Origin of the sequence: Facilibium subflavum (genome assembly GCF_003574485.1) — a bacterium.
Lineage (GTDB): Bacteria > Pseudomonadota > Gammaproteobacteria > Francisellales > Francisellaceae > Facilibium > Facilibium subflavum.
In genome coordinates, this window is the sequence record NZ_QLIT01000197.1 from 1 (window position 1) to 2,470 (window position 2,470).

General features: G+C 35.3%; 4 protein-coding genes and 2 pseudogenes. 3 read left to right on the plus strand and 3 right to left on the minus strand.

Features of this window, described 5'->3' with window-relative positions; all coding sequences use genetic code 11:
• Positions 1–228: 228 nt before the first annotated feature.
• Together DNK84_RS10955 and DNK84_RS10960 are read right to left on the minus strand one after the other, a co-directional pair.
• Entirely contained in the window at positions 229–552 is a 324-nt protein-coding gene (locus DNK84_RS10955; protein ID WP_119344548.1) for a helix-turn-helix domain-containing protein, read from the minus strand.
• On the minus strand, positions 542–898 hold the full coding sequence (locus DNK84_RS10960; protein WP_119344549.1) for a type II toxin-antitoxin system RelE/ParE family toxin: 357 nt from the start codon (positions 896–898) through the stop codon (positions 542–544). The genes DNK84_RS10955 and DNK84_RS10960 overlap by 11 nt, the downstream gene beginning before the upstream one ends.
• 418 nt (positions 899–1,316) lie before the next feature.
• Between DNK84_RS10960 and DNK84_RS15090 the strand changes: the two are divergent.
• From DNK84_RS15090 to DNK84_RS10975, 3 genes and pseudogenes are all read left to right on the plus strand, one after another.
• A pseudogene (locus DNK84_RS15090) lies at positions 1,317–1,376 on the plus strand (hypothetical protein); the annotation flags it as partial.
• A gap of 113 nt (positions 1,377–1,489) precedes the next feature.
• Positions 1,490–1,675, plus strand: a complete 186-nt coding sequence (locus DNK84_RS15095; RefSeq protein WP_407920621.1) for a type II toxin-antitoxin system RelE/ParE family toxin — start codon at positions 1,490–1,492, stop codon at positions 1,673–1,675.
• Positions 1,672–1,983 (plus strand): helix-turn-helix domain-containing protein, encoded by a 312-nt coding sequence (locus DNK84_RS10975; RefSeq protein WP_119344552.1) that lies wholly within the window; start codon positions 1,672–1,674, stop codon positions 1,981–1,983. Before DNK84_RS15095 ends, DNK84_RS10975 begins: the two co-directional genes overlap by 4 nt.
• Positions 1,984–2,020: 37 nt before the next feature.
• Here the strand turns inward: DNK84_RS10975 and DNK84_RS14835 are convergent.
• A pseudogene (locus DNK84_RS14835) lies at positions 2,021–2,305 on the minus strand (hypothetical protein); the annotation flags it as partial.
• Between the last annotated feature and the right edge of the window lie 165 nt (positions 2,306–2,470).

The window sequence follows — 2,470 nt, forward strand, 5'->3', positions numbered from 1 at the left end:
GAGAGTGTTATTAATACTCGGTTTAAAAAGAAACACAAGGCACAATGGAATAGAGAGTCTGCACATAAAGTATTGCAGCTTAGAACCTCTTTAGCAAGCAATCAATGGGCTCAGGATTGGCAGCTAGTTAGGCAACATATTTATAAAAATGCAGCATAACAACTACATTAGGAATGCTCTCCCTGATAATCGGGAAATTGATAAGCAGTTAAATATTGAAATATCGATTTAAGCCATCGCAAAATTGATGTTTGATGGAGCATTTTTAGCAGGATGAATATCAATATCAATGTCCTGACCAAGCTTTAAAAGAATGCTAAACATGCGATCAATTGTAAAACCTGAGAAGTTACCATTGATGATTTTTGATAAATCACCTTGTGCCACACCAGTTAATTTTGAGGCTTTAACTTGTGTTAGTTTTTCTTCTTTAAGCAGTTGACTTATCTTACCTGCAAGGCGTGCCTTTGCCTGCATTTCAACAGGATCATCAAAGCCTAAATCTTCAAAAATGTTGCCAGAGCCTTTATGGTATTTAATTTCATTTGTCATGCTCATTCTCCAATTGCTTTGCTTCTTTTAAGCGCTTTAATATCATATCAACATCTTGCTTTGGTGTTGATATGCCGCGCTTAGACTTCTTCTGAAAACAATGTAACACATAAAGTGTTTCACCAATTTTTACCGTATAAGCACATCGATAGGTGTCGCCATCGTGGTTTTCAACGACTTCAATCACTGCTGTACCACTGAATTGTTTTCCTGTGAGTGGCTTTGCATGATGGTGCTTTTCACCGATCTGTGCCAGGTGTAACGCATAACCCATTGCAGAGCGCACTTCTTCAGGGAAGTTTTTCAGGTCATCCAGTGAGGAGCCTAGCCATATTACTTCTTTCATATGAATGCACGCATATACTTAATATAGTAATTATACTATATTTTTAAAATCTATCAATACCTCATGACCGCGCTATTGATCAAATTTGTGCATATAGCAATTTTGACAAAAAAAATACATATGATCGCAGTCTGCATTAACTATATATTGGTGACAATCTTCTTCTTTTACAGCGCAACAACATTCATCACACTCAATGATATTTTGGCGATTTAAACATAGTCAACAAATTGAATTATAAAAACCTTATATTCCTATAGTTTTACAATCCTATAATTGTCAAAATAGATCATGACAGTAATTGAAATTACTTTGACAATGTTATGATTTAGTTCAGTGCATTTGACTTTTATACCACTGAGTGGTACAATAAAAACAGAAATCCAATAACTGTAGACTGTAAATGATTAGTGTTTACATGCTCCCTGAATTTGCAAGATGGGCAAAAAAAGAAAAAGTTACTCATAACAAGTTAATAAGCACTGCGCTTGAGGTTGTTAAAGGGCTTCATGATGGTGATTTAGGTGCTAATTGCTATAAAAAAGACTTGCCATTAAAGGGCAAGGAAAGCGGTCAGGCGGTAGAACAATATTGTCATATCGCATTGGTGATTTTTTGGTATACATATATGCTTATGCCAAAAATGAGAAAAGCAATCTTTCACAAAAGGAGCAAAAGGCTCTAAAAATGTATTCAAAGGAAGTGCTTATGAAATTATCAACTAACGACATAAAAACATTATTACAAAAACAGCAATTAATAGAGGTGGTCAAATGAATGATAAAACATTGCTTGAAGTTCTGCATGGCTCAGTTAAAAGCATGCATGACTTAAATATAATTAATGGGGAAACTATGCGTAATTTTGATGAATCTTGCCTACCCGAAATTAAATATTTAAGTCCTCAGGAAATAAAAGCAATTCGCATCGAAAACAAAGTTAGCCAAACTATTTTTGCCAAACTCTTAAATGCTAGTAGCTCAACTGTTCAGAAATGGGAAACAGGTGAGAAGGAGCCAAAAGGGATTTCATTAAAGCTGCTGAATATCATTAAAAGAAATGGTGTAGATATCCTTTATAACTAGGAGAGCATAAAAAAGTGTGGGGCACTGACTAAAAAATTTATGCTGCCTGCTGCATATGCAATATTTTGTCCGAATAATCACTTTTAATGTTTAAACCAGGATACCAGCGTTCAAAAAAGCGATCTAAATCATCATTCAAAGCAGCAGTTCTAACCTGCAACAGATAATGTGTGCCCACTGATGTCCATTGCATCTGCTGTTTTTTAACCATACGTTTTGTCACCACTTCATTTACCGTAGACTCAACAAAGCTGGTTGTTATCGTTTCACCATAACGCCATCGTTCTCCATAATTGGGTATCATTCCCTGGTTATTATGGATAGAGAGCATTCCTAATACAGTTGTTATGCTGCATTTTTATAAATATGTTGCCTAACTAGTACCTTTTCCATTTAATTTTGACAAGTTGAAATCTGTTAATCAAGGTCTGGGATACAACACTTAGGTACAGCGAGCGAAATAGTTCGAGGAGTTCTTGGGATTGTA

Coding starts and splice junctions, on each gene's coding strand:
- DNK84_RS10955 (WP_119344548.1), bottom strand. CDS start 552: ATGACAAATGAAATTAAATACCATAAAGGCTCTGGCAACATTTTTGAA.
- DNK84_RS10960 (WP_119344549.1), bottom strand. CDS start 898: ATGAAAGAAGTAATATGGCTAGGCTCCTCACTGGATGACCTGAAAAAC.
- DNK84_RS10975 (WP_119344552.1), top strand. CDS start 1,672: ATGAATGATAAAACATTGCTTGAAGTTCTGCATGGCTCAGTTAAAAGC.